We start from the raw sequence: 20395 nt of genomic DNA, 5'->3' as shown, positions 1-20395 counted from the left end.
TCGACGTTTCACAGCATTTCCGGTGGGGAAGCGTTAACCAATTCCGTTTACGCAAAACAAACGAAGATTGCACTGGGGCCGTAATGGCTGACGATCGAACCGCGCGCCCTGTTTCCGGCGAAATCATGACCGGCACGGCCGCAGATGCCGTGCTGGAGCGCGCCATGTTCGATGCGCCGGCCGATATCGTCGATGCCGACTATGTGGTGCTGCCTCGTTTTACAGGCCGTTCTGAACCGGTGGCTTCGCCGCCACTGCCGGCCACGCCTTCGATCGAAGGCATGGACATGCTGCGCAAACCCGAGATCGCGCCGGCAAGAGCGGCTTCGCGTGGCGGCCCGATCTTTTGGATCGCCGGTGTCGGCATGGCCTTGGCCGCGTTCTGGGTGTCGGGCGGACACGCGCTGGTCCGGCAGAGCCCGTTCTGGGCCAGCCCGCAGCCGGCAAGCGCGCTGACCATCTCCGGCGTGACGTCGCGGATCGACGATTCGGGGTCGAGGCCGGTGCTGTTCGTCGACGGCGAGGCCGCCAATGACGGGATGCAGGCCGCATCCTTGCCGCCGCTCGAGATCCGGGTCACCGGCAATGACAGCAGCATTACCCGCTACCGGCTGGGGACATCCGATCGGTCGCTGGCACCCGGCGAAAGATTCGGCTTTTCGAGCCGCCTCGATGTGCCTAGAAACGGCGTGAGGGCCGTATCGGTCACCTTTGCCGGCTGAGGCGTATTGATATTCAGGCGAGGCCGGCCTGACCTGAATCTCGACACGCCTGGGCGAATTGCTTCGGGCGATTTCTTTGGAAGGTAGTTGATGCCTGTTGTGCGCGGCAAGGACATCGAGGTCCTGTTTTCGGCGTCGGCGATCGCACGACGCAATCTCGAGCTCGCCAAGGAGATCGCCGGCCGCGACTATCATGACCTTCTGGTGATCTCGATCCTGAAGGGCTCGTTCGTCTTTGCCGCCGATCTCATCCGCGCCATGCACGATGTCGGCCTGTCGCCGGAAGTCGAGTTCATCTTCATTTCCAGCTATGGCGCCGGCACCACCAGCGGCGAGGTCAGGGTGCTGCGCGACATCGACAATCAGGTCGCCGGCCGTGACGTGCTTCTGATCGACGACATACTGGAATCCGGCAAGACGCTTTCCTTCACCCGCGACCTCATGCTGTCGCGCGGCGCCAAAAGCTGCGCCATCGCGGTTCTGCTCGACAAGCGGATGCGCCGACAGACCACGCTCAACGCCGACTATGTCGGCTTCGACTGCCCCGACTATTTCGTCGTCGGCTACGGCATGGATGTCGCGCACGCCTTTCGCGAGTTGCCTTTTGTAGGAGTGGTGAAAGGTGACGCCTGAGGGAATGTCGATATTCAGGATGTCGTCAGGACTGCGACCCGGCCTGACCTGTACCTCAACATAGCCTTGAGCGTCGGATCCGAAGGCTCACTGGATTTCTTGCGGGCGCGCTTTCCGGTTCAGGAAACGTCAACGTTTCGCCGCCATGTATCTCGCCATGGCAAAGCTTCTGATCGTCGAGGACGATGAGTCCGTCCGCACCCTCGCCGCCCGCGCGCTGGAGCGCGACGGGCACAACGTCGCCGTCGCCGCCGACGGCGCACAGGGACTGGCGCTGATCGAGGCAGAGCGAGGCGGTTATGATCTCGTGGTTTCGGACATCCGCATGCCGGAGATGGACGGCATCGAGATGGCGACCGCGGCGGCAAGACAGTTCCCGGCGATGAAGATCATGCTGATGACCGGCTATGCCGACCAGCGCGAGCGGGCCGAGGAGTTGAACGGCATCATTCTCGACGTCATGCAGAAGCCGTTCACGCTTGCCGAGATCCGCGCCCGCGTCGGACGCGCGTTGAGTTGCTTCGCCTGAGCTTAAAGCGCGGCGCGCTGAAACGAATTTCAGGCGACGCGTTCTAAATCTTTGTTTTGATGCATGTCGTGGCCCCAGAACCGATGCACACTGGGCGACATGCACTCGTCATACGGCTTCGCCCGTCGCGGCGACCGCTGGCGCGGCACGCCGCCGCCGCTCGCCGTTGAGGGCGAACAGGCCCGCGCCGATGATCAGCGCCGCCCCCAGCACGGTCGTTTCGCGCGGAACCTCGGCGAAGAACAGAAAACCCCAGAGCGGCGACCAGATTATGCCGGTGTATTCGAAGGTGGCGACACGGTTGGCCGGCGCCATCCGGTAGGCCTGCGACAAGAGAATCATGCCGGCCGAGGCCACCACGCCGCAGGCGGCCATCTTCAGGAAGTCCGGGAGTGTCGGCCAAACCCAGGGCCGCACCAGAAAGTCGAGGCTCGGGTGCACCGCGTGGGTGATGCCGGCCAGGTGAAACACGGCGGCAACGGCGATGGCGCCGGTGAGATAGGCGCCGTTCTGGTAGAAAGCCATGACCGTTGAGGATTCGGTGTCGCCGATGCGGCGCGCCATCACCTGCGAAAAGCCATAGAAAAGGGCTGAGCCGAGCGAGAGCAACGCTGCCCAGTCGAACAATCCGGTGCCCGGCCGCAGCATCACGACGACCCCAACCAGACCGATCAGCACGGTGGTGAGCGTTCGCGAGGAGACGCGCTCGCCGAGATAGGGACCGGCCATTGCCATGATGAACAGCGGCGCCATGAAATAAAGCGCTATCGCGTCGGCCAGCGCCAAGGCGGCGATCGCCAGATAGTAGGACGTATAGGATGAGAACTGGATGAAGGCGCGCAGCGTCAGCATGCCGAATCGCTTCGACAAGAGCGCGCGCAGGCCGACATCGGCGTAGACGACAACAAGCAGAATGGGCAGCGCGACGACCGCGCGGATAGCCATTACCTCGGTCACCGGATAGCCGCCGGACACCGCCTTCACGAGCGGGTCCTGCAACGAGAACACCAGAACGCCCAGGCAGAGGCTCAGGATGCCAAGCATCGTCCGGTTCTGCATTTGCTTCGGCCCCCCGCGAGCCGCCAACTTACCGGCATTGGCATACCGGGTAAAAAGAACCCGCTACCGTTTTCGGGCAGCGGGTATGAGTGAGGACTTTCAATTGGTCCGCGACCGATTTCGCGGTCGCATATCCAATGGGAGATAGGACTATCCTGCGAGGTTTGACATGTTGCAAACGAATTGAAATTATACCAGCAATCAAATTTCCTTATGATGATCCTTCATGAAGCCGACCCTCGACAGCGACCTTCTCCGCACCTTCGTGGCGGTGGCCGAGACCGGCAATTTCACCCGGGCCGCCGAAAAGGCAGGCCGCACCCAGTCGGCGGTCTCCATGCAGATGAAGAAGCTGGAGGACCTGGTCGGCGACAGCCTGTTCGAGCGGGGCTCGCGCGGCGTGGCGCTGACGCGCCGCGGCGGCGAGCTGATTGCCAATGCCCGCCGGATCGTCTCGCTGCTCGACGAAACGGCGGCATCTCTGGTGGCGCCGCCTCTCGGCGGGCTGGTGCGCATCGGAATCCCGGCCGAGTACGGGCGGTCTATCCTGTCGCGGGCGCTCGGCGAATTCGCCAAACGGCATCCGCGCGTGGAAGTCACGGTGCGCTACGCCCACTCGGCCTCACAGGTGAAAGCCCTGGCGGCGGGCGAACTCGATCTGGCGGTCGTGTTCGAATGGGAAGGCTTTTCCGGCGGCGAGGTGCTGATGCACGATCCGACGGTGTGGGTGACCTCGACACTGCATCACATGCATGAGGAGCGGCCGGTGCCGATCGCGCTCTACAGCCGTGACGGCTGGTGCCGGGACTTCGCGATCAAATCGCTGCAGCAGCGCGGACTGGATTACCGCGTGGCCTATACCAGCGACACCAACGGCGGCTTGGCGCTTGCAGTCACCTCGGGGCTCGCCATTGCGCCGATCTCGCGCAGCAACATTCCCGCGGAATGCCGCGAGCTGACATCCGCCGACGGCTTCGGCGATATCGATTCCTCGAACGTCGTGCTGCGTCGCAATCCGCTGGCGACCGGCGAAGCGATCGACGGCATGGAGTACGCCATCCGCGACGCCTTCATGCTGACCCGGCAGGCGCGTGCGGAATGATCTTTGACGAGCAAGCCTGGCCCGGCTCAGTCGGGCGGGCCGCTCTCCATCTGCTTCAGCCAGCGTATGGCATCGTCCAGCCGGTCGTCGCCCCAGAACAGCTCGCCGTCGACGACGAAGCTTGGCGATCCGAAAATGCCGAGCGCCTTGGCCTGTTCGGTCGCCCTCGCCAGATCGGCCTTGGCGGCATCGCTGTCGGCTTGCCGAAGGATCGGCTCCGGCTTCTGGCCGGCCTTCTCGATGCTTGCCGAAATGTTCGGCTCGCTGCCCGCCGGTTCGTCCATCTCGAACCAGCGCCGGTAGCTTTCCCGCGCATAGGCCTCGCACCAGCCGTCACGCGCGGCAATGAGAGCGACGCGATTGGCGCGCTCCAGCTCGGCCAGCGGATAGGGCGCCGGCAGGCGCGGCGCCATCCTGTACATCGCCGCACGGCGTTCGATATCCCGCCACATATAGGCGGCCTTGGCCGGTTTGGTGGCGAAGGGGATGTTGTCCATCTCGATCATGATGGCGCGCACGTTGAAGGGGCGCCAGCGGAACTGAACATGCGCCTCCGCCCCGACCTCTGCCAGCCGCATCACCGAGAGATAGGTGTAGGTGCTGCCGATGGAAAACCAGAAGTCGATCATCGCCCGTGATCCTCCGACCTGAAGATAGCGGCACCGGGATTGGCCGGCAATCTTTCAGCGAAACGGTCCGGACGGCTACTTCAGTTCCAGCAGCCGTTCGAGATAGCTGCGCTCGATATCGGGGCTCAGCGCGTTGCCGAGCCGCTTGCGGATCGCTTCGAGGATCTGGCGCGCGCGCTGCACGTCGATCTCGTCCGGCACCTTGACCGAGTTGCCGTCGTCCGGACCCTTCGTTGCGCGCGGCCGGCCCAGGGGATCGCGGTCAGCGTCCTGCTGGCGTCCGCCCTGCTCGCTGCCGCCCTGGTCGCCCTGCATGGCCTGCATCTGCTTCATCATGTCCTTGGCGCCGCGACGCAGCGCTTCCAGCGCCCGGCCCTGGTGACCGACCGCCTGGTCGCCGTCGCCCTCGCCAAGCGACTGCTCGGCATCGCCCATGGATTTGCCGGCCTCGCCGAAGCCTTCATTGGGCTGCATGCCCAAGCCTTCGAGGCCCTTCTTCAACTGCTCGAGATCGCTCTGCAACTGGCCCTGGCCCTCCTGCAACTGCTTGAGGGCATCGGCCAGATCCTGCGGCGACATGCCGGGTCGGCCGAGCGGATCGCGGTCCTCGCCGGGGCCAGGCCTCTGGCCATCCTGCTGCTGGCCCGGCTCGCCATCTTCACCAAACTGCTGTTCGCCATTCTGGCCACGCTGGCCGCGCTGCATCTGGTCGAGACGGAAGGTGTCGTTCATCATCTCCTGCTGGCGCCGCATGATCTCGCCCAGCTTGTCCATTTGCTGGCGCATCTCGCTGTCCTGCTCGCCGCCTTGCTGCTGGCGGCCGGCCTGCAGATTGTTCATCATGTCCTGCAGCTCGGACAGAAGCTGCTGGGCGCGGTCGCGGTCGCCGGATTTCGCCAGGTTCTCGATCTCGTCCATCATGCGGTCGATGTCGCTCTGGCGCAGCTCGCGGCCGTTCTGCTGCATCTGCGGCGCGTTCGGATTCTGCTGCGCGCGCTGGGCGAACTCCTGCAGGAATTCGTTCATCGCCTCGCGCAGTTCCTTCATCGCCTTCTCGAGCTCTTCGTCGCTGGCGCCGTTCTTGATGGCGTCCTGCAGCGCCTGCTGCGCCTGGCGCAGCCGCCGCTCGGCCGCGGACAGGTTGCCTTCCTCGATACCGAGGGCGATTTCCCAGAGATAGGACACTTCGTTGCGCAACTGATCGTCGGTCTCCGACAGCTTCAGGCGGCTCATCGCGCTCATGATGGCGAGATAGTGCGACATGTTGTCGAAGGTGTCTTCAGGACGCAGCGTGATGGCGTCCATCAGGTCGAGCACCCGCGGCTTGGCGTTGGCGTCCAGCCCAAGCAGCTGGCGCTGCTCGATCACCGCGCGCGCCAGCGGGTTGGAGAAGGGCCGCTGCGGCAGCACCAAAGTCTTGGTTTCGCTGGTCGCGGTGTGGCCGGCATCATCGGTGGCGGTGAGCGTCAGCTTGACGGTGCGGCCGGCCCAGACGTGCTCCGTCAGGTCCTTGGTCGTCTTGGCGGCATTGCCCTTGCCGCCGCGCCGAGGCAGCGTCAGCGGCATGTCCGGCGGTCCATAGAGCGGATGGGCCTTGGCAGTTGGCGAATCCGCCAGCTCGAAAATGGCCTGAGCGGAGGCCGCGCCATAATCGTCGTCGATCTGGTAATTGACCTCGAGAGCGCCGTTCACGGCGCGCTTCGGATCGCCGACGAAGCGGATCGTCGGAGGCTTGTCCGGAGTGACCGCAAAGGCCCAGTGGCCGAGATGGCTTTCACCGGAACTCAGCGTCAGCGTGCCGTCCGAGTCCAGCTTGCCGGTGAACTGGCGGATCTTGGGCGCCGTCTGACCGGCGACCGGCTGAGAGGCCTTGGGCGCGGCCGCTTCGATGGCGCGGGCATTGCCCTTCGTGTCCGCATAGCTCAGCGTCTCCTCGCCGGAGCCGCCGGTGACGCGCAGCGAGACATCGCTGCCTTGCGGCACGACGAAGGTGGAGGCGGCCTGATTGGCATCGGCGGTCAGGAACAGCGGCGCCTTGCCGGTATAGGGAGGCGGCGTCACCCAGGCGTCGATGCGCGGCGGCACCGCATCATGCGCGGCGCGGGCCACAAAGCCATCGCTCAGCCTGCCGCCGGATGGGCCGAAGGAGAAGGCAAAGGCGGTGACGACCAGAAGCCCGGCCAAGGCGCGCAAACCCCAACGGTCGTATTCCGGCACGCGGGTGCGCGGACTATCGGCGCCAAGGCTACCCAGGCGCTCCGCCATGCGCCTTTGATGCTCGCGCCACAGCGCCTGCGAAAACAGGCTGCCGGCGCCGCTCGGCCGGTCCGTCTGCACTTGAACCGGGCTGTGCTGCAACTGGTTTGCCACCTCGATGCGGCGGTCGATCTCGGGGGCGGAGGGCAGGCGGAAAAGACGCAGCGGAAAAAGCGCCGCGAGAGCTGCCGCACCGAACAGAATCAGGAGGGCGAGCCGCGCCGCGTCGGGCAGGCGGGGAAACAGGCCGAACCAGGAAATGCTGAGGAACAGGCCGGCGACAATCGCCAGCGGCAGAAGCAGCGGCCAGCCGCGCTCGAAGATCATCGAGGTCCGCGTCGCCAGCCGGCTGAGCGCCAGACGCCCGGCCAGGCCGCGTTCGCCGCTGGAGATGGGTCGTTCCGTCATCGGCCCTTCCTGGCCGGGCGAGATGGCCCGGACCTCATGGTCAGAAGGATACCACCAAACACGGCGAAGGCGAGGCGGGTTCCAAAATTCGTGAAGAGCTTACCCCGGCCTGTGGTCAGAAATTCGCGGGGTTGGTGTTGGAGCCGCACACCAGAACGGCGACTTTCTCACCTGACGCCGGCGCATAGCGCCCGGAAAGCAGCGCCGCGAAGGCCGCCGCACCGCCGGGCTCGGCGATGATTCGCGCACGATCCCAGAGCGCTTTCTGCGCTGCGACGATGTCGTCGTCGCTGACCAGGATCGCCCGTTCGACGAAGGCCTCGGCGATCGGAAACATCATCTCGCCGACGCGCTTGGCTGCCAGCGAGTCGGCGGCGACGCCCTCGGCCGGGGCATCGACCGGGCGGCCGGCCTCGAAGGCCTTATAAAGCGTCGGCGCACCCTCAGGCTCGATAGCGACGATACGGATGCGACCGGAGAACCAGGCGGCAATGCCGCCGATCAGGCCGCCGCCGCCGACGGCGACCAGCAGCGTGTCGATCTCGGGCAGGTCAGCTTCGATCTCGAGGCCGAGCGTGCCCTGGCCGAGCAGTGTTTCTTCCTGGTTGAAGGCATGAATCTGCAAGGCACCGGTCTTTTCGGCGAAAGCCTCGCTGGCGACGAGCGCCTCGGCATAGCGCGCGCCGCCGACAACCAGTTCGGCGCCATAGCCGCGGATGCGCTCGCGCTTGGCCGGCGGGCTCACTTCCGGCACGAAGATGGTGGCCTTGTGCGCCAGCTTCATGGCTGCATAAGCGACCGCTGCACCATGATTACCTCCGGACGCCGCGACGACGCCGGCCGCCGGAACCGGGCGCTCGAGCAGATTGGTGAAAGCGCCGCGGGCCTTGAACGAGCCGGAATGCTGCAGGCATTCGAGCTTGAGGGCGACCGGGAAGGCCGGCCGGCTGAAATCCGCCATGTCGACGCGCATCACCGGGGTGTGGCGCACATAAGGCCGGATACGCGGTTCGACGGCCGCGATCCCTTCGCGCGTGATCTTGCTGTTCGACATGCATGGCTCCTCGGATGGACGTCCGCCGCACGGACGGGACCGCCCGGCAAATATGACCTATTTCAACCAGTCCGGCAGCGAATCCAGTCCGATCAGTTCGTCATAGGTCTGGCGCGGCCGCACGACATGGAAGCGGTCGCCGTCGACCAGCACTTCGGGCACCAGGAGCCGGGAGTTGTAGGTGCCCGCCTGCACCGCGCCATAGGCGCCGGCGGTGGCGATGGCGATCAGGTCGCCGGACTTCAGCCTCGGCAGGTCGCGATCATGGCCGATGAAATCGCCGGTCTCGCAGACCGGGCCGACGATATCGACGGTGAGGCGCGGCGTGGCCGGGGGCTGCTGCACCACCGGGCGGATGTCGTGGAAGGCGTCGTAGAGGGTCGGCCGGATCAGGTCGTTCATCGCGGCGTCGACGACGAGGAAGTTCTTGGCGTCGCCTTCCTTGAGGTAGATCACCTCGGAGACCAGGATGCCGGCATTGCCGACAATCAGCCGGCCGGGCTCGAACATCACCTTCAGGCCGAGCTTGGCGACGTGCTTGCGCACGATCTCGGCATAGGCGTCGGGCAGCGGCGGCGGGCTGTTGTCGACACGGTATGGGATGCCGAGGCCGCCGCCGAGGTCGACATGCTCGATCGCATGACCGTCGGCGCGCAGCGTCCCGACCAGTTCGACCAGCAGCGCGAAGGCATCGTCGAAGGGCTGCAGTTCGGTGATCTGGCTGCCGATATGGGTGTCGATGCCGGTGATCCTGATGCCCGGCAGTTCGGCCGCACGCGCATAGACCTGCCGTGCCCGCTGCCAGGGAATACCGAACTTGTTCTCGGCCTTGCCGGTGGAGATCTTCTTATGGGTCTTGGCGTCGACATCCGGATTGATGCGCAGCGAGACCGGCGCCACCTTGCCGAGCGCTACGGCGCGGTCCGAAAGCAGCTCCAACTCCGGCTCGGACTCGACGTTGAAACAGAGGATGCCGGCGGCGAGTGCGAAGTCCATTTCGCGCGCGGTCTTGCCGACGCCTGAAAACAGGATCTTGCTTGCCGGGATGCCGGCGGCCAATGCGCGGCGCAATTCGCCTTCCGAGACGACGTCGGCGCCGGCGCCCAGCCTGGCGAGCGTCTTCAGCACGGCCTGATTGGAGTTGGCCTTCATGGCGTAGCAGACCAGCGCGTCGAGGCCGGCAAAAGCCTGCTTGAAGACGCGGAAATGCCTGGTAAGCGTCGCCGTCGAATAGCAGTAGAAGGGCGTGCCGATCTCGACCGCGATGTCCGAGATCGCGACATCTTCGGCGTGCAGAACGCCGTCACGGTAGTCGAAATGGTTCACGAGAGTATTCCGGTCAGTTGGAGCGCGATGAGATCGAGCGATCTCCTCGGCTCTAGAGCAAGGGATCGAGGATGAACTTCTTGTCCTTGACCGGTTTTTCCGGCTCGGGCGGCAGCGGCTGCTTTTCCCGCTCCGCATCCTTGCGCGCCTGCTCGGCCGCTTCATACGGGGTGTCGAGGCCGCTTTTCCTGCCGCAGGCCGTGACGGTGACAACCGCTGCCAGCAACGCGAGCGTCACCAAAATCCTGCTTCCGGTCATCGATCCATCCGTTCCAAACTGTCTTTCTTGTGCTGCCGCTTTTAGCCGAGTTCTGAGCGCAATGCATCCTGGCAAAATCAGGCCTCGTTATTCATCCAGCCGGTGAATGTACACGCCAAACTCAGACGTGGCGGAAAAGTGAAAACTCCCGGCGCTTTTGGGACCTATGCCGAAGCCGTCGTTAGCCTTCTCATCAGCAACCGCTAGGATAAGCTCTGCGAGAAGATGCAACGCCCGCGCGGACCCTTGTATGAGGATCTTTGTATCGCCACCGTCGGTGTCGGGGAGAACGGCCAGACTCAGGTTGGACTTTTGGCCGCTGTAGCGTTTGAAAATCTCGTCGGTTTGCATCCCTCAGCCCTTCACGCCTTCGCCAGCCGCTTTTTCCAGTAGCGAATCTGCTTCCTCACTTCGGACGGCGCGGTGCCGCCGAAGCTGACGCGGCTCTTCACCGAATTCTGCACGGCAAGCACCGAAAAGATACCCTCGGTGATGCCGGGATGGATCGATTGCAGATCCTCCAGCGAGAGCTTCTCCAGGCCGACCTTCTTCTCCTCGGCGAGCGCCACGGCGCGACCGGTGACGTGATGGGCCTCGCGGAACGGCAGGCCGAGATTGCGCACCAGCCAGTCGGCAAGGTCGGTGGCGGTGGCATGGCCGGCGCCGGCCGCCTTCTTCATGGCGGCGGCGTTCACGGTCATGTCGCGCACCATGCCGGTTGTTGCAGCCAGCATCAGGTCGAGGGTCTCGGCGGCGTCGAAGACCGATTCCTTGTCTTCCTGCATGTCCTTGCCGTAGGTGAGCGGCATGCCCTTCATCACCGTCAGCAGGCCGACGAGGTGGCCGTTGAGGCGGCCGGTCTTGCCGCGCACCAGTTCGGCGGCGTCCGGGTTCTTCTTCTGCGGCATGATCGAAGAGCCGGTGGAGAAGGAGTCCGACAGCCTGATGAAGCCGAATTGCGGCGTCGACCAGATGATGATCTCCTCGGCAAGCCGCGACAGGTGGGTGCCGCAGATCGCGGCGAGCGACAGGAATTCGAGCGCGAAGTCGCGGTCCGAGACGCTGTCGAGGGAATTGCGCATCGGCTCGCGGAAGCCCAGCGCCTTGGCAGTCATATGGCGGTCGATGACGAAGCTGGTGCCGGCAAGGGCGGCCGCGCCGAGCGGGCTTTCGTCCATGCGCTCGATGGCGTCCCGGGCACGCGAAAGATCGCGGCCGAACATCTCGACATAGGCCATGCAGTGATGGCCGAAGGTCACCGGCTGCGCGGCCTGCATATGGGTGAAGCCCGGCATCACCGTTGCCGCATGTTCTTCGGCGCGCTCCAGGAAGGCGGCAATCAGGTCCTTCAGTGCCTGCAGGACGCGCTGGCATTCTTCCTTGACCCAGAGCCTGAGATCGACCGCCACCTGGTCGTTGCGCGAGCGAGCCGTGTGCAGGCGCCCGGCGGCCGGGCCGATCAGATCGGCGAGGCGCGCCTCGACATTCATGTGGATGTCCTCGAGCCGGGTCGAGAATTCGAATTGGCCGGCGTCGATCTCTTTCAGGATCGTGTTCAGGCCGTGAGCGATTTTTTCTTGATCGGCCGCGGAAATAATGCCCGTCTGCGCTAGCATCTCGCTATGGGCGATCGATCCGCGGATGTCCTGCGCATAGAGCTTGCGGTCGAACCCGATCGACGCGTTGATCGCTTCCATGATCGCGGCCGGACCCGAGGCAAAACGTCCGCCCCACATCTGGTTGCTGGCCTTCTTGTCGCTCATCGCTATAACCCGTGCTCCGGAACAGTTTTGAGAAAATGGCAGACGGTAATCGATTCTTCCCGGCCCCGCGCCTGATCCTCGCCGCTTTGGTGGCGGGCGTGCTGGCCGGCGCGGTCGCGGTATATGTCAGCGAGAGCGGTTCTGGCAACAACGCCCAGACCCAGGCGGCAGCAGCCGACGGCAAGGACGATGCCGCCTGCAAGACCAAGGCGGGCCGCGCCAAGGAAATCGCGGCGAAGGCGGTCGGGCAGGTGGCGGCGCTGCAGCCGGCGGACCCGCCCCAGTCGCTGAAGAGCCTCGCCTTCAATGGTCCCGACGGCAAGCCGATGACGATCGCCGACCGGGCTGGCAAGACGATGCTGCTCAATCTTTGGGCGACATGGTGCGCGCCCTGTCGCGCCGAAATGCCGGCGCTCGACACGTTGCAGAAGGAAAAGGGCAGCGATGCCTTCGAGGTCGTCGCCGTCAATGTCGACACCGGCGACGACGCCAAGCCGAAAAAATTCCTCAAGGAGATCGGCGTCGAAACGCTCGGCTATTACCGGGATTCGACCATGGGCCTGTTCAACGAGACCAAGGCGCGGGGACTGGCGCTGGGCTTGCCGGTGACGATGCTGATCGACGGCGAAGGCTGCCTGATCGCGCATATGAACGGCCCGGCGGAATGGTCGAGCCCCGACGCCAGGCGACTGGTGGAAGCCGCGCTGGCACGGTGAACATCGGAAAAGCAATCCGTCGGTTGTTCGTAGTCCGTCACGCCACAAAGTCAGCTTGAGCGCAGGGCGGCGGCGGGCTGCAGCGTGAGCATGCCGCCACCGCGAGGCGCGGCGTGACCGCCTGCCGGTGCCGGCGTGCCGGTCAACTCTGCGAAGGTTTCGATCGGGCCCGGCCTGCCCAGATAATATCCCTGTCCGATCGCGCACTCCTCGGCATCGAGAAAGCGCAGTTCGTCCAGCGTCTCGACGCCCTCGGCCAGAACCGGCAGGCCGAGACCACGCCCCAGTCCGAGCACGGCGCGCACGATGGCCGCGACCTGGCGGTTGCTGTCGACGGATTTGACGAAGGAACCGTCGATCTTGATCTTGTCGAATGGAAAGGCGCGCAGGTTGGACAGCGAAGAATAGCCGGTGCCGAAGTCGTCCATCGCCACGCGGACACCCAGCGCCTTCACCTGCCGTAAGGTCGCCAGGGCGCGCGGCATGTCCTTGATCAGCGCCGTTTCCGTCACTTCGAGCTCGAGCCTACCGGCGGGAAGGCCCGAGAGCAGCAGGATCTCGTGCACCTTGCGGCTGAAATTCGGGTTGTGGAGCTGAACCGCCGAAATGTTGACGGCGACCGTCAGCGGATTCTTCCAGCGCGCAGCCTCCTCGCAAGCCGTCGCCAGCACCCATTCGCCGATCTGGGCGATGGAGCCACTGTCTTCGGCCACCGGAATGAAGACGGCCGGCGGGATGTCGCCGCGCTGCGGATGGTGCCAGCGGAGCAGGGCTTCGAACCCGATCATCCTGCCGCTGCTGATCTCCTTCTGCGGCTGGTAGACGAGGCGAAACTCGTCGCGGGCCACCGCCTGGCGCAGATCATGTTCCATGACGCGCTTGTCGCGCGCCTCCGCGCCCATCGATGCCTCGAAATAACGATAGGTGTCTTTGCCTTCGGCCTTTGCCCGATAAAGCGCGGTGTCGGCGTGGCTGACCAGCGCCGCCTGCTCATCGGCGTCGAGCGGGAAAAGGGCAATGCCGATGCTGGCCGACACGAACTCGGCGCCGGGCGACAGCCGGCTTTCCTCGCGCAGGGCGGAAAGCACCGTCTCGGCGATGCGGCCGGCGGCCTGCGGATCGGAAAGGTTCGGGGCAATGATGGCAAACTCGTCGCCGCCCAGGCGGGCCAGCATCTGGCCGGGACGGAGCACGCTCGAAGCGCATTGCGCGGTTCTTTGCAGCACCGCGTCGCCGGCCGCGTGGCCGAAGAGATCGTTCACTTCCTTGAACCGGTCGAGATCGAGCAGCATGAGCGCGAGTTGGCTGCCCGTGCCGCCGCGACCTGCCGCAGCGATCTCGGCCTCGAGCCGGCTGGTGAAGCTGCGGCGGTTGGCGAGGCCGGTCAGCGGATCGTAGTGCGCCAGCCGCAGGATCTCCTGCTCGGCCTTCCTGCGCTCGCGGACGTCGCGAACGGCGACAACATTGTGCGGCCTGCCGCAATAGTCGATGGTCCGGGCGATCAGTTCGACGGGGATGCGGCATCCGTCATGGCCTCGCAACTCGGTCTCCTGCGCCTGGCCGTTGCCGCCGGCGATGCTGGCGGCGATACGCTCGCCGAACAGGTCGCCAAGGCTCATCGTATTCAATGTTTCGTCGGCGATGCCGCTCAGAGCCGCGATGCTGTCATTGGCGCTGACGATGCGTGCACCGTCGCAGACGATCAGGCCCTCAACGGCGGCATTGGCCAGCCCGTGCATGCGTTCGGCCTCGACCCTGTGGCGGCGGAAACGCAGATCGATCCAGAGTGCAGCGGCCGAGAGCACCAGGATGACCAGACTTGCCGCTGCGGCGGCGAAGGCCTGAGACATAGGCTCGATGGTGTATTTGGAAATCTCGATCGAGCTGTCCGGGAAGATCGAGACGGCAGCCATGGCGATGAAATGGAGCGTGCAGATGGCCAACGTCAGCAGGACGGCGGCCGCGGCCGTCGCCAATGTCGAGGGACGGCGCAGCACGACGAACAGCGCCAGCGCGGCAAGCGTGACGCCGGCGACCAGCGAAACCGCGACCAGAAGCTGGTTCCAGACGATCCTGCCCTGCACCTCGAAAGCCGCCATGCCGGTATAATGCATGGTCGCGATGCCGACTCCGAGCACGGCACCGCCGACAAGGTAGTGATCGATCCCGCCGCGCACGGTGGCTATCCACATTCCGGCGGCAGTCAGGACAATGGCGGCGGCCAGGGAAAGCGCGGAAAGCTCCGCATTGTAGGCGTTTGGTATCCCGGGCGTGAAGGCGATCATGGCGATGAAGTGCGTCGCCCATATGCCGAATCCGGTCGAAGCTGCGGCAATCATCAGCCAGGCATGGCGATTTCTGTTCGTCGATTGCTCTACATGGCGAAGAAGGTTAACCGCGGAGAAAGATGAGATACCACAAATCAGCGCTGCAAGTGCCACCAGTCTCAGATCATGCTCAAGCACGATACAGTTATAGACTGTCAACATCTTGCATCACCTGATCTTCCCGCTTCAATCAAGGGCAATGCGACTATCAATAGTGCCCAACGGCTGAACAATCGATTAATTCATCTGCAACCACAGCGTGTCTTTTCAGGTTGTATATAAGAATAACTGGCCGCTCTGGTCAGCGGCAATAGGCGCGCAGAGCCGCGACCGCGCTGGGTCAGGGAAAAACGTGCGCCTTGCCCGAAACGGTGAGTCGCACGATCTCGCCGATGGCGGGCGCGTCCATGCCCGGCTTGCGCAGGATGAGCGGCGTGTTGCCGATCGCGGCCGCATCGGGCGGATCGGGGCTGTTGAGCAGTCTGACCGCAATCGTGCAGATGGAGCCGGCAAACTCCGATTCCGTCACCTCGCCGAACAGCATTTCCGGCGTGCCAGACATGCCTTCCTGAGAGGTGCGCTTGAGCAGGACCTGTTCGGGCCTGAGCATGATGCGGGCGACGTCACGCCGTTCGGCGGTGTCGACGGCGATGCGGCCGAGCGGCGAAATGGCAAAACCGTCGGCGATCCTCGCCGGCACGATGATGGCGTCGCCGAGGAATTCGGCGACCATCCTGTCCTTGGGCTGGAAATAGAGCTCGCGCGGCGTGCCGACTTGCGAGAACAATCCGTCGCGCATCACCGCCACCTGGCTGGCGAAGGACAGCGCCTCGGCCTGGTCATGGGTGACGAGGATGGTGGTGATGCCGGCTTCCTCCAGCAGCTCGGCCACCGCCTTGCGCATCGAGGCGCGCAGCCCGGTGTCGAGCGCCGAGAACGGCTCGTCGAGCAGCATCAGCCGCGGCCGCATGGCCATGGCGCGGGCAAGGGCGACGCGCTGCTGCTGGCCGCCGGAGAGCTGATGCGGCCGCCGCTTCAGGATCGCCTTGTCGAGCCCGACGATATAGGCCAGCTCGACGATGCGCTCGGCGCGCTTGTCCTCGCCGCGCGCCATGCCGAAGCCGATATTGTCGGCAATGGTGAGATGCGGAAACAGGGCACCGTCCTGCGCGACGACACCGATGCCGCGGCGATGCGCCGGCACGGCGGCACCGCCATTGGCGAGCACCTTGCCGTCGAGCGAAATGCGGCCGCGATCCGGCGCCTCGAAGCCGGCGATCAGCCTGAGCAGGGTCGTCTTGCCGCAGCCGGAGGGTCCGACGATCGCGGTGCGGCTGCCGCTCGGCACGCTCAGATCGACGCCGGCGAGCGCTGCAACCCGGCCATACTGCTTGGCGACGCCGCTGAGTTCGAGGAAGCTCATCGTCCGGCCATCCGCTTCGACTGGACATAGAGCAGCCAGGTCATCGGCAGCGACATCGCCACCATGATCAGAGCGTAGGGCGCGGCGGAGGCATAGTCGATCTCGCCGCTGTAGGACCAGAAGGCCATCGCCAGCGTTCGGGTGCCGTTCGGCGCCAGCATCTGCGTGGCGGTGAGCTCGTTGGTGATGCCGAGCGCAACCATCGCCATGCCGGCGGCCGCGCCAGGCGCCGAGAGGCGGATCGTCGTCGACCACAGCGCCTTGAGGGGCGGGCGGCCGAGGCTCGAGGCGGCGCGCTCGAGCTCCACCGGCGCCTGGGCGATCGAAGCGCGCAGGCTGATGAGCGCACGCGGCAGGAACATCAGGGCATAGGCGAACAGGATGGTGAACAGCGTCTGGTAGAGCGGCATGGCGACGCGCACGGTAATGGTCACCAGCGCCAGCGCGATCACCACGCCCGGCAGCGATCCGACGATGTAGTTGCAGCCTTCGAGAAGACGCTGCAAAGGGCCCGGCGCGCGGATCGAGACCCATGCCATCGGCATGGCAGCGACGGTGGCAAGCAGCGCGCCGGCGAGCGCCAGGACGAGAGTCTGGCCCAGCGCCAGGCCGATTTCATCCCAGCGCCAGACCTCGAGCCCACCGGCCAGCAGCCAGCGACCGACGGTGACGAAGGGCACCCCGATCGAGAGCAGCGCGGTGACGGCAAGCAGCATCAGGCAAGGGAGCGCGGCCCGGCCGAGGCGGGTGCGCTGCTGCTGGCGCGCGGCGCCCGAGCCGACGCGGGCGTAGCGCTCCTCGCCGCGCACCAGCACTTCGAGGCCGAGCATGACGAAGCAGCAGGCGACCAGCACCGCGGCCAGCATGTTGGCGGCCGGGCCGTTGAAGGTCGACTGGAACTGATCGACGATCGCCGTGGTGAAGGTGTCGAAACGGATGAAGACGTAAAGGCCATATTCGGCGAGCAGATGCAGGCCGACCAGCAGCGCGCCGCCGCAGATGGCCAGCCTCAGTTGCGGCAGCACGACGCGTGCGAAGACGCGCCAGGGCCCGAGGCCAAGAGCGGCGGCGGCGTCTTCCAGCGCGGGATCCAGCCGGCGCAGCGCCGCGGAAATGGGCAGATATAGAAACGGGAAATAGGCGATGACGGAGATGAGCACGCCAGCCCCCAGGCCGTGCAGGCCCGGCACCAGGCTGATCCAGGCATAGCTATGGACGAAGGCCGGAATGGCCAATGGCGCGACCGACAGCCATGACCACCAGCGCCGGCCGGGCAGGTCGCTGCGCTCGGTCAGCCAGGCCAGCGCCACCGACAGCACGATGGCGATCGGAACCGCCACCACGACGAGAAGGATGGTATTGACCAGAAGCTCGCCAACACGCGGACGGAAGATCAGCGCCGCCACCGTCTCCCAGCCGGTCTGGATCGCCACCCAGACGATAAAGGCAAGCGGCAGCAGGGCAATCATCGACACCAGCGCCGCCGCGAGCAGGGTCCAGGACACGGACCGCCGGCGCTGCCGCAGTCCGGCAGCCGGCAGGCCTGCATGCGGGACGCCGATCGCCGAATGCATCAGGCAGACAGCCTGGCAGTCGCCGAGTGGCGGAAGCGATCGGGCGAGCCGCGGAAGCGGCTCCAAACGCAGCTGTTCGTCATCGACGACGCTACCTCCAAAACAAGACGCTCCCGCGGAAAGCGAATTCCCGCAGGAGCACGGTCGGCTGCCCTTTTAGGACCTGCGCGAACTAAAGCAAGCCGGCTGCCGTCATCAGGTCGGTCACCTTCTTCGAGTTCAGCTTCGCCGGATCGACCTTCGGCGCCTGCAGATCGGCGAGCGGCACCAGCTTCGGGTTGGACGCGGCGCTCTTGCCGACCGCATATTCGAAGGACGTGCCGTTCTTCAGCACCTCCTGGCCGCCCTTGCCGGTGATCCACTTCAGGAACGCCTGCGCCTCCTTCGGATGCTTGCTGGAAGCCAGCACGCCGCCGCCGGAGACCGATACGAAGGCACCCGGATCCTGGTTCTTGAAATAGTGCAGGCCGACGTTCTTGCTGTTCTCGCCGGTCTTCGCCTGATCGCCGAAATAGTAGTAGTGATAGATCACGCCGCCATCGATCTCGCCGGCATTGACGGCCTTCATGACCGTGTTGTTGCCCTTGTAGGCGGTAAAGTTCGTCTTCATCGCCTTCAGCCAGTCGGCGGTCGCGGCCTCTCCCTTGAGTTCGAGCAAGGCGCTGACGATAGCCTGGAAATCGGCGCCAGCCTGCGAGGCGGCCCACCGGCCTTTCCAGCTCGGATCGGCAAGATCAAGCAGCGACTTGGGCAATTGGTCTTCCTTGAGCTTGTCCTTGTTGTAGACAAAGACGGTGCTGCGGGCGGCAACGCCGACCCATTTGCCGCTCGAGGGCTGGTACTCCTGCGGAACCTGGGCCTGTGTGTCTGCATCGACCGGCGCGAACAGCCCCGCCGCCTCGACCAGCGTCATGGCCGGCGAATTCTCGGTCAGGAAGACGTCGGCAGGCGATGCCGCGCCTTCGGCAACGATCTGGTTGGAGAAATCGCTGTCGCCACCGTTGCGCAACGTGACCTTGATGCCGGTTTCCTTGGTGAAGCCTTTCACCCATTCCTTGGCCAGGCTCTCATGCTGGGCATTGTAGACGACGATGCCTGCGTCCTCGGCAAGGGCCGGGCCCGCCGCCAGGCTGAGCGCCAGCACGGTCGCGCCGGCGAGGGTGGAAAACGATAGTTTCATGGGCATCGTCCTCAATTTGGAGACATGGATCAGGCTCGGCTGCACCTACCTATACCTGAATATAATAGTCAACATTGCGGCCCTGCTTCATTCGGTCGCCGGGGCGCAAACTTTCGTGATTTCCCGGCACTTTGGCTTGGACATTATTTCGCCGGCCACGTAACAAACCAGGGCCGCAGCGCGAATTTCGGGGGTGAACTCTTGTGACCGGCAAGGACGAGGCCGAGCTCTCCCGGCTCCTCAGAGCCGCGATCGCGGGAGACGAAAGGGCTTACGCGGACTTTCTGCACCGGATAGCCGCTCTCATTCGCGGCTTTGTCCGGCGCAAGATCGTACAGGGCGGGGTCGACCCCGAGGATGTCGTGCAGGAAACCTTGCTGGCCATTCACGTGAAACGGCATACATGGCGCGAGGACGCCGCGGTTCTGCCGTGGGTCTACGCGATCGCCCGTTTCAAGCTCATCGACGCGTTCCGCCGTCGCGGGCGCCGCATCGAGATCGAGATCGACGAGATCGCGGAAACATTCGCCGAGCCGGAAAGCGAGACGGTCAGCGAGCGCGACATAAACCGCGCCCTCGACGGCTTGCCCCCGGCACAACGCTCGGTGGTCTCGGCGATCTCGGTCGAAGGCCGCTCAATCGGAGAGACAGCGTCCAAGCTGGGGGTCAGCGAGACGGCAGTGCGCGTTTCGCTGCACCGCGGCCTTGCCGCCATCGCGAAGAGGTTCGGACGACAATCGACATGAGGACCGAGGATCTCATCAGGGCGCTCGACGCCGATGCGCGCAGCAAGGCGATGCCGCTAAACGCGGCCTGGCTGTTGGCGCTTGCCGGGGCCGCCGTAATCGCGGCGGCGGCATTCTGGATGACCATCGGCCCGCGCCCCGACTTCATGGCGGCCGCGCACACGATGCGCTTCCTCGCCAAATTCGTCTTCACGATCGTGCTCGCCGCCGCCGCCTTCGCGCTGAGCCGCGCGCTGTCCACGCCTGGTGCTTCCACGCGACGGGCGATGGCCTGGATGGTCGCCGCGCCGTTGCTCGTCGTGGTTGCGGTGGTCCTGGAGCTTCTTGCGGTGCCCGAGGCCGAATGGGGCAGGCGGCTTGTCGGGTCCAACATGATGATCTGCATGGCGTTCATCCCGCTGATCGGCGTCGGCCCGCTGGCGATCTTCCTGTGGATGCTGCGCTATGGCGCGCCGGCGCGTCCCGTGCTGGCCGGCGCGGTCGCCGGCCTGCTCGCCGGCGGGCTGGCGGCGACCTTCTATGCGGCGCATTGCTTCGACGATTCGCCGCTGTTCGTCGCCACCTGGTACACGATCGCAATCGCCTTTCTGGCCGCGCTCGGCGCGATCGGAGGCCGGTTCTTCGTGCGCTGGTAAGGCCGCGCAACCGATCCTTAATCATGTCGGAAATTGTTTGCCGGTTGACCGGCC

Annotated in this window: 19 protein-coding genes; 7 read left to right on the top strand and 12 right to left on the bottom strand. The window is 65.1% G+C overall.

Annotated features, from left to right (window positions below):
* Positions 1–83: 83 nt before the first annotated feature.
* From EN818_RS06015 to EN818_RS06005, 3 genes are all read left to right on the top strand, one after another.
* Positions 84–722: a hypothetical protein gene (locus EN818_RS06015; protein WP_095804506.1), complete on the top strand. Its 639-nt coding sequence runs from the start codon at positions 84–86 to the stop codon at positions 720–722.
* Between the two features lie 90 nt (positions 723–812).
* On the top strand, positions 813–1355 hold the full coding sequence (hpt, locus tag EN818_RS06010; RefSeq protein ID WP_095804505.1) for a hypoxanthine phosphoribosyltransferase: 543 nt from the start codon (positions 813–815) through the stop codon (positions 1353–1355).
* A gap of 157 nt (positions 1356–1512) precedes the next feature.
* Positions 1513–1884: a response regulator gene (locus EN818_RS06005; RefSeq protein WP_095804924.1), complete on the top strand. Its 372-nt coding sequence runs from the start codon at positions 1513–1515 to the stop codon at positions 1882–1884.
* 108 nt (positions 1885–1992) lie between these two features.
* Here the strand turns inward: EN818_RS06005 and EN818_RS06000 are convergent, their stop codons facing one another.
* Entirely contained in the window at positions 1993–2943 is a 951-nt protein-coding gene (locus tag EN818_RS06000) for a DMT family transporter (protein WP_095804504.1), read from the bottom strand.
* A 226-nt stretch (positions 2944–3169) separates the two neighbouring features.
* Between EN818_RS06000 and EN818_RS05995 the strand changes: the two genes are divergently transcribed.
* Positions 3170–4045, top strand: a complete 876-nt coding sequence (locus EN818_RS05995) for a LysR substrate-binding domain-containing protein (protein ID WP_095804503.1) — start codon at positions 3170–3172, stop codon at positions 4043–4045.
* Positions 4046–4071: 26 nt separating this feature from the next.
* Here the strand turns inward: EN818_RS05995 and EN818_RS05990 are convergent, their stop codons facing one another.
* From EN818_RS05990 to argH, 7 genes are all read right to left on the bottom strand, one after another.
* Complete coding sequence (locus EN818_RS05990) at positions 4072–4674, bottom strand: 2-hydroxychromene-2-carboxylate isomerase (RefSeq protein ID WP_095804502.1); 603 nt, start codon at positions 4672–4674, stop codon at positions 4072–4074.
* A gap of 75 nt (positions 4675–4749) precedes the next feature.
* Entirely contained in the window at positions 4750–7338 is a 2589-nt protein-coding gene (locus EN818_RS05985; RefSeq protein WP_135904132.1) for a TIGR02302 family protein, read from the bottom strand.
* Between the two features lie 115 nt (positions 7339–7453).
* Positions 7454–8392, bottom strand: a complete 939-nt coding sequence (locus tag EN818_RS05980) for a threonine/serine dehydratase (RefSeq protein ID WP_095804500.1) — start codon at positions 8390–8392, stop codon at positions 7454–7456.
* 57 nt (positions 8393–8449) lie between these two features.
* Positions 8450–9718, bottom strand: a complete 1269-nt coding sequence (gene lysA, locus EN818_RS05975) for a diaminopimelate decarboxylase (RefSeq protein WP_095804499.1) — start codon at positions 9716–9718, stop codon at positions 8450–8452.
* 52 nt (positions 9719–9770) lie between these two features.
* On the bottom strand, positions 9771–9977 hold the full coding sequence (locus EN818_RS05970; RefSeq protein ID WP_095804498.1) for a lipoprotein: 207 nt from the start codon (positions 9975–9977) through the stop codon (positions 9771–9773).
* Between the two features lie 87 nt (positions 9978–10064).
* Positions 10065–10328, bottom strand: a complete 264-nt coding sequence (locus EN818_RS05965) for a hypothetical protein (protein ID WP_095804497.1) — start codon at positions 10326–10328, stop codon at positions 10065–10067.
* Positions 10329–10339: 11 nt separating this feature from the next.
* Complete coding sequence (gene argH / locus EN818_RS05960) at positions 10340–11740, bottom strand: argininosuccinate lyase (protein ID WP_095804496.1); 1401 nt, start codon at positions 11738–11740, stop codon at positions 10340–10342.
* 35 nt (positions 11741–11775) lie between these two features.
* On the opposite strand from argH, the gene EN818_RS05955 reads away from it, so the two are divergent.
* Positions 11776–12456, top strand: coding sequence for a TlpA disulfide reductase family protein (locus EN818_RS05955; RefSeq protein ID WP_095804495.1), 681 nt, complete (start codon positions 11776–11778; stop codon positions 12454–12456).
* A 50-nt stretch (positions 12457–12506) separates the two neighbouring features.
* Here the strand turns inward: EN818_RS05955 and EN818_RS05950 are convergent, their stop codons facing one another.
* The 4 genes from EN818_RS05950 to EN818_RS05935 all read right to left on the bottom strand — a co-directional run bounded on the left by EN818_RS05950 (position 12507) and on the right by EN818_RS05935 (position 18960).
* Positions 12507–14945, bottom strand: coding sequence for an EAL domain-containing protein (locus tag EN818_RS05950; protein WP_135904130.1), 2439 nt, complete (start codon positions 14943–14945; stop codon positions 12507–12509).
* A gap of 178 nt (positions 14946–15123) precedes the next feature.
* Positions 15124–16206, bottom strand: a complete 1083-nt coding sequence (locus EN818_RS05945) for an ABC transporter ATP-binding protein (RefSeq protein ID WP_095804493.1) — start codon at positions 16204–16206, stop codon at positions 15124–15126.
* A complete protein-coding gene (locus EN818_RS05940; RefSeq protein WP_129553717.1) occupies positions 16203–17780 on the bottom strand; it encodes an iron ABC transporter permease in 1578 nt (525 codons plus the stop codon). Before EN818_RS05940 ends, EN818_RS05945 begins: the two co-directional genes overlap by 4 nt.
* A 172-nt stretch (positions 17781–17952) precedes the next feature.
* Positions 17953–18960, bottom strand: a complete 1008-nt coding sequence (locus EN818_RS05935) for an iron ABC transporter substrate-binding protein (protein ID WP_095804491.1) — start codon at positions 18958–18960, stop codon at positions 17953–17955.
* Between the two features lie 203 nt (positions 18961–19163).
* On the opposite strand from EN818_RS05935, the gene EN818_RS05930 reads away from it, so the two are divergent.
* Both EN818_RS05930 and EN818_RS05925 read left to right on the top strand, forming a co-directional pair.
* Entirely contained in the window at positions 19164–19706 is a 543-nt protein-coding gene (locus tag EN818_RS05930) for a sigma-70 family RNA polymerase sigma factor (protein WP_095804490.1), read from the top strand.
* Positions 19703–20341: an NrsF family protein gene (locus EN818_RS05925; protein WP_095804489.1), complete on the top strand. Its 639-nt coding sequence runs from the start codon at positions 19703–19705 to the stop codon at positions 20339–20341. Before EN818_RS05930 ends, EN818_RS05925 begins: the two co-directional genes overlap by 4 nt.
* The last annotated feature ends 54 nt before the right edge of the window (positions 20342–20395 follow it).

The sequence above is a fragment of the Mesorhizobium sp. M3A.F.Ca.ET.175.01.1.1 genome, from assembly GCF_004791945.1.
In the GTDB taxonomy this organism is placed as follows: domain Bacteria; phylum Pseudomonadota; class Alphaproteobacteria; order Rhizobiales; family Rhizobiaceae; genus Mesorhizobium.
The sequence above is the reverse complement of the archived record's forward strand: the minus strand, read 5'-3'. Positions and strand labels throughout refer to the sequence as shown.